This is a genomic window from Streptomyces sp. NPDC025638, assembly GCF_055558775.1.
Genome location: NZ_JBVHLX010000033.1, coordinates 38,326 through 44,325, shown reverse-complemented (window position 1 = coordinate 44,325; position 6,000 = coordinate 38,326). Strand labels below are relative to the sequence as shown.

The following is a 6,000-nucleotide window of genomic DNA, read 5'->3' as shown; positions in this document are numbered from 1 at the left end:
CTCGTCCGACAGGATCAACTCGGCCTTCGGCCGCCCAGTACGCGCCACCCCACAACCCTACACATCTGAACAGAATTCCTGACTCAGAAGACTAGGAGCGACGCACGAGGGGCTGACCAGCACGCGCTGAAATTTCGACCCCCGCAAGATGGACGGCCACCCCGATCGCGCCCGGAGCGGTCCGACGCCCACCGCGACTGGCAGGCCGGTCCACGACCGGCCTGGTCCCAGGGAGTGGCACCCTCCCGAAAGGCGCCAAGCGCGCGGGTGCCCTTGAGGCTTCCGAGCCGCTCACGGCGCCCACGTAGCAGTTTCGCGAGGTGCTCGGCGGTCGCTCTGGAGTGGCTGGTTCCGCAGATCGCCGAGGAGCTGAGGTGCAGCCAGAAGACGGTGCGCCGCTGGCTGCACCCCTTCAATCGCTCGGGGCTGGAGGGCCTGGAGGATCTGAGCGGGCAGGGCCGCAAACGAAGGATCACCGAGGCCGAACGCTTGCGGATTATCGGCATGGTCAAGCAGACCTCGCCCGGGCGGCTCGAGGTCCAGCCGTACGAATGAGACGTGGGCGCCAAACGAGGCCGGGCCGGCGGTGTGGCCTCGCTCACCGGGACGTCCTTCGTGCTCTTGATCATGGCGCCGCTCTGGCCGCGGCGGATCCGCTCGGCCCGCACCCAGTTGCGCAGCGTCTCCCGGCTGATCCCCAGGTCCTTGCCGATGCCCTCGAAGGTGTAGCTCGGGTCCGACAGGTACAGCGCGACCGCGTCCGCCTTGAACTCGGGCGAGCAGACCTTCATCACCATAGGAGATCCCTCCTCCCCAGCCCCTGGCGGTGCCGGGCTCAGAGGTGTCCACCACTCGGGGACAGGTCCCAGTCTCCGCAACCTGACCATCGACCTCCATCGGCAAGACGGCCAGAAGAACATCGCAGCCGCCCTCCGACGAACGGCCCGCGACTACCGTCGGCCCCTGGTCCTCCTCGGCCTCACCGGATGAAACCGGACAAGATCACTTCACGTAAAGACCCTGGGCTGAGACCAGCCTCCGAGCCCTGCCGTAACGTACTCGTCTGCATTGGAGGAGCAAATCTTGCGCATATGGGTAAAATTGCAGTAAAAGCGTGAGGTAGTCGCCTGGGTTCGGCAGGTTTTTCACTCCAGGCATTCCGCGGCCGTCCCATGTCGGGTATGCGCACCGCTCAGAAGAGGCACGCAATGGATCTATGGCTGTTCTGGTTGATCATCGCAGCTGTGTTGGCTGTGGCGGAGATCTTCACCCTGACTGCTGCGCTCGGAATGCTGAGTGCGGCCGCGTTGGTCACGGCAGGGGCCGCCGCGGTCGGGCTGCCGCTCCCCTTCCAGTTCTTGGTGTTCACCGTCGTCGCTACGGTCACCGTGCTGTTCGTGCGGCCCATTGCGCTGCGCCACGTGCTCCAGCCCCAAGCGGCGCGATTCGGCGTAGACGCACTGGTCGGCAGGGCCGCCTATGTCGTCTCGGAGGTGACGGGCCTGGGCGGCAGGGTCCGTATTGACGGCGAGGAATGGACGGCCCGCTCCTACGACGAGACGCTGGTGATTCCTGCTGGAAAGACCGTTGATGTCATAGAAATCCGCGGTGCCACCGCGATCGTCTACCCCCGGGACTGAGATCATGGAAACCTCGGCGTTCCTCATTGCCGGCCTGATCGTCGCGCTGTTCGCGGTTTTCACCGTGGTGCGGGCGGTCCGTATCGTGCCCCAAGCGCGGGCTCGTAATGTCGAGCGACTCGGCCGCTACCACCGGACCCTGAATCCTGGCCTCAACCTCGTCATCCCGTACATCGACCGCGTTTATCCGATGATCGACCTGCGGGAACAGGTCGTCTCCTTCAAACCCCAGCCGGTCATCACCGAGGACAACCTGGTCGTCGAGATCGACACCGTCCTGTATTTTCAGGTAACCGATCCGCGAGCCGCTTTCTATGAGATCGCGAATTTCCTTCAGGCGGTTGAGCAGCTCACCGTCACCACCTTGCGCAACGTCGTGGGATCCATGGACCTGGAAAAGACTCTCACCTCACGGGACACCATCAACAGCCAGCTGCGTGGGGTGCTGGACGAAGCCACCGGCAAGTGGGGGCTAAGGGTCAACCGGGTGGAGATCAAGGCCATCGACCCTCCGCAGACCATCAAGGACGCGATGCAGAAGCAGATGCGAGCCGAGCGGGACAAGCGGGCCGCGATTCTCGGGGCCGAGGGGCAACGCCAATCGCAGATTCTCACCGCCGAGGGTGACAAGCAGGCCGCGGTCCTGCGCGCGGAGGGTAACCGGACCGCTGCGATCCTCCAGGCCGAGGGCCAGTCCCAGGCCATCGACGAGGTGTTCCAGGCCGTGCATCGCAACGACCCCGACCCCAAGCTGCTCGCCTGGCAGTACCTCCAGATGCTCCCCCAACTCGCGCAAGGCCCGGGCAGCACCTTCTGGGTGATCCCCAGCGAGGTCACCTCCGCACTCCAGGGCGTATCCCGCGCCTTCAGTGAGGTGCTGCCCCCGTCACAGGCCACCCGCGAGAAGCCCACAGACGACATGGCCGCCCAGGCTGCCAACGACACGGCTCAGGCCGCAGAAGCTGCTGCCGCCGCCCTCGCCGACGCGGCCAAGGCCGAGGCGTCTCCATCGACGCCCTCCCGCCCTGCCCCCTTCCCTGACGGCGGGTGACCATTACCGGACTTCGACATGCCATCAGCCGATCTCGGGCATCAGATGTCGGAAAACAATCCGCTGCGCATAGGGACTTCGACCAATCCGCGAATCACACCCAGAATCGTCAGCGGCACCACGGTGACCGCCAGGACGCCGGTATTCGGGAGCGGCCACTCCCCTTCTCCAAGTACTCCAGTTGTAGATCGCGATCTTCATCGTTGATGGGCTGCCTGCCGTTCGTAGTGGCAGGCCCGGGACCGGGCTTGATGGCGTCGTCGCCAGGCGGACCAGCCGAGGTGATGCGCGGCTGGGCGCACGGTGGTGACGAGTGCGGCGAACAGGTGCTGGATCTCGTTGCAGGTCAGCGGAATCAGCTCGTCTGGTGCCGGGCGGTGGTCGTGTTCGTGGGCGGTGGCTGCGGCCAGGACGGCATGGGCGAGCATCGGGAGGGTGACCCAGCGGTGCCGGGACGTCCAGCGTCTGACCTGGTGCTCGTCCAGCCCGGCCAGGCCCTTGGCGGCCTGGAACGTCTCCTCGACGATCCACCTGCGCCCGGCCACCCGCACCAACGTGGCCAGCGGCACCGGGGTGGCCGAGTAGCAGCGGTAGAAGGCGAGTTTGCCGCTGTTGCGGTTGCGGCGAACGAGTAGATGGCGGTGACCGGGCTGGCCGTCGGCAACGTCGGCCAGGGCCCAGTCGTAGAAGCGGTGCCCCTTGGCGCCGGCGCCTGCGGATAGCTTCCGCCAAGCCCGTTTCGGCAGCTTCTTGACCAGTGCGTCGGCCCGCACCTTGCCCGCCTGGGTGGCGATCTGGTGATCGCAAGCCACCGCGAGGACGTAGCCGACCTGGCGCTCTTCCAGCGCGCCCCGCAGTTGTGGATTGCCTCCGTAGACCTCGTCTGCGGCCACCCGGGCGGCACTGACCCCGGCGTCCAGGGTCCGGTCGATCATGCGGACGGCGAGCGCTGGCTTCGTGGCGAAGCCGACCTCCTCGGGAATCCCGGCCATCCGGCAGCGGGCCGCATCCGTGATCCACGAGCCCGGCACATACAGTTCCCGGTCGATCGCCGCGTGCCCGCGTCGGCTGGAATGGGCGAGGTAGACGGCGACCTGGCTGTTCTCGATGCGTCCGGCTGTGCCGGTGTACTGGCGCTGCACGCCTACCGTGGCGGTTCCCTTCTTCAGGTCGCCGGTCTCATCGACCACCAACACCGCGTCCTCGTCATGCAGTTGCTCGACGACGAAGCTGCGCAGGTCATCCCGGACCGCATCGGCATCCCACTTCGCCTCAACAGCAGATGCCGCAGGCCGTACGGGGTGGCATCGCCGGCGTGCGCGGCCAGCGTCCAGCAATTCTTGCGTGGCAGGTCCGACAAGAGCCCGAGCACGAACTTCCGCGCCCGCCGCCGTGGTTCCACTCGGGTGAACCGTCCCGCGATGCGGCCCATCAGGGCCTCGAACATATCCTGCCAGTGGGCGGGATCTATGCTATGGCCTGCGGCGGCCGCCTGATCTTCTTGTCTTCACACACCGATGATCAACGGTGGCCGCACTTGCGCCGCTCGCCCCCTGTCATGCGGGGGCAGGAGGCGCCTACGTGCGCCGGGCGGGGGGCTCATCATGTGGTCAACCACTTCACGGCCGGTGTTCCGGCGCTTCGTCGGTGCCGTCGTGGTCGGCGTTGCCTTGGCCGCGACCTCAGGATGCACGGTCCCCGTCGATGCCGTTGCCGGCATCTTCGTGACGGGCGACGGCCATCTGCTCGGTGTCATGATGATCTGCGGACATCAGATCGATGGCGCGACCCGCTACGTGGACAGCGATGACGTCGACGAGCAGGTGACGGTCGGTTCATGGATCGCCGATCGCCCCCTCACGGCCGGTCTCGCCACCTGGCCCCTCGATTCTCCCGCTGCCGGCTGGGCCGCGACCAGATCTCTCGCTCGGCTCACCGCCAAGACCTCCTATGTCCTGTACGGCTGGACCAAGGACGACTCGTGGTCGTCGAGCAGCGTCTCCTTCACCCTGGCCGACCGGGACCGGCTCACCTCGGGAAAGGTCCGCTACGACAACATCTCGGACAACGGCGACGAGTCCGCAATCACCGTCTCCATAGCGGAGTTCAAGAGCAGGGCCTGCCAGAACACGTAACGCCACGGCGCCCTCGGTCAGACCGAGGCACTCCCGTTACCGAGAAGCACGCGCTCAACCTTCACCGCCACAAGACACAAGATCACGATCTACAACTGGAGTACAAGGAGGCGACCTGTTTGTCCAAGTCCTCGAGAGCCTCGTCAGTCTGGTTGTCGCGCTGCACGAGTACCGCCAACTGCTCGTCGATATGGGCAAGGCCGATCTATGGCGTAGATCGTCAGGTGGGGGGAACACCGGGGCAAGGCCGTCAACATTTCCGGCGCCATCTCGCGGTGACGGCCGCGGCGCCTCGGCGGGCGGCTGATGCCGCGCCACCCACCAGGCGGACCGGCCAACAGCGCCGTGTCATGCGGCCTGGTACGGGGGACGGCTCGACGACACCTGAGGCATCGTCTGCCGGGGTGGCCGGCGCGGGCAGGGAGACCGGTTGGGCCGTCGACGGTGGGGGGACGGGCTGCCGGGTGGCTTCTGCGCGAACCCAAGCGGCGATGGCGGCGTAGATGTCGCGAGGCATGGTGCATCTCCTGCAGTGTGGACCGGTTACTGGCAGCGCGGTCTGGCCGTTGCTGCGCCCGAGCCGGGCAAGGGGGCAGCGACGCGGCCGGGCCGGTCAGCAGCGCAGGACGGCGTATTGCGGGAGTTGCTCTCCGGCCAGGTGATGAGCCGAGGCTGGTGCGCGTCCTTGGACGCCAAGAGCAGCGGCCCGGGCGAGGTCGTCGCGCACGCCCTGATGCCAGCCCAGTACCGCCAGGCGGGAACGGTGACGGCAGGGCGAGACGATGGACGCCCGGTGGCCTCCACTGCGATGCGGTGCGTCGCGCGCCATGCCGAGGCCGGCGTCCGACGACGATGACGCCTGCAGGGTCTCGCAGGCGTCATCGTCGTCGGACGTTGGTGGCAACGTCTGCGGGAGGTGCAGGACAGCGCTGTCGCCGGTAGCAGACGGCGGCACATCGGAGAAGGCGGGAGTGAACGTCGTGATCAGGAGCGCCAGTACGGCCACCAGCAGCGCACCGCGCACACCGCTGCGGGCCGCGTGCCGGCCGGTGATGACAGCGCTGGACATGCAAGGCCTCCCCAGGGTGTCCATCAGAACAAATCCCCTGGACAAGGGACGACACGCGCGACATAACTCAAAAGGGGACGCACCTATCCGCGAGGGGGTGAGCGG

The 6,000-nt window shown here is 66.8% G+C and carries 5 protein-coding genes and 2 pseudogenes; 4 read left to right on the top strand and 3 right to left on the bottom strand.

All coding sequences use genetic code 11. The features are described from left to right. The first annotated feature begins 234 nt into the window (after nt 1-234). A complete protein-coding gene (locus tag ACZ4EG_RS44320; protein WP_467794729.1) occupies nt 235-555 on the top strand; it encodes a helix-turn-helix domain-containing protein in 321 nt (106 codons plus the stop codon). Between the two features lie 62 nt (nt 556-617). On the opposite strand, the pseudogene ACZ4EG_RS44315 reads toward ACZ4EG_RS44320, so the two are convergent. After that, nucleotides 618-797: pseudogene (locus ACZ4EG_RS44315) on the bottom strand (transposase); the annotation flags it as partial. Nucleotides 798-1,208: 411 nt separating this feature from the next. Between ACZ4EG_RS44315 and ACZ4EG_RS44310 the strand changes: the two are divergent. Together ACZ4EG_RS44310 and ACZ4EG_RS44305 are read left to right on the top strand one after the other, a co-directional pair. Further along, nucleotides 1,209-1,640 carry an NfeD family protein gene (locus ACZ4EG_RS44310; protein ID WP_467794728.1) on the top strand — a complete coding sequence of 144 codons (432 nt, stop codon included), beginning with the start codon at nt 1,209-1,211 and terminating at the stop codon, nt 1,638-1,640. Nucleotides 1,641-1,644: 4 nt separating this feature from the next. Continuing rightward, complete coding sequence (locus ACZ4EG_RS44305) at nt 1,645-2,691, top strand: SPFH domain-containing protein (RefSeq protein ID WP_467794725.1); 1,047 nt, start codon at nt 1,645-1,647, stop codon at nt 2,689-2,691. Between the two features lie 197 nt (nt 2,692-2,888). On the opposite strand, the pseudogene ACZ4EG_RS44300 reads toward ACZ4EG_RS44305, so the two are convergent. After that, a pseudogene (locus ACZ4EG_RS44300) lies at nt 2,889-4,123 on the bottom strand (IS701 family transposase). Nucleotides 4,124-4,295: 172 nt separating this feature from the next. On the opposite strand from ACZ4EG_RS44300, the gene ACZ4EG_RS44295 reads away from it, so the two are divergent. Beyond that, on the top strand, nt 4,296-4,826 hold the full coding sequence (locus tag ACZ4EG_RS44295) for a hypothetical protein (RefSeq protein ID WP_467794724.1): 531 nt from the start codon (nt 4,296-4,298) through the stop codon (nt 4,824-4,826). 613 nt (nt 4,827-5,439) lie between these two features. Here ACZ4EG_RS44295 and ACZ4EG_RS44290 read toward each other — a convergent pair. Then, nucleotides 5,440-5,895, bottom strand: a complete 456-nt coding sequence (locus tag ACZ4EG_RS44290) for a hypothetical protein (protein ID WP_467794723.1) — start codon at nt 5,893-5,895, stop codon at nt 5,440-5,442. Between the last annotated feature and the right edge of the window lie 105 nt (nt 5,896-6,000).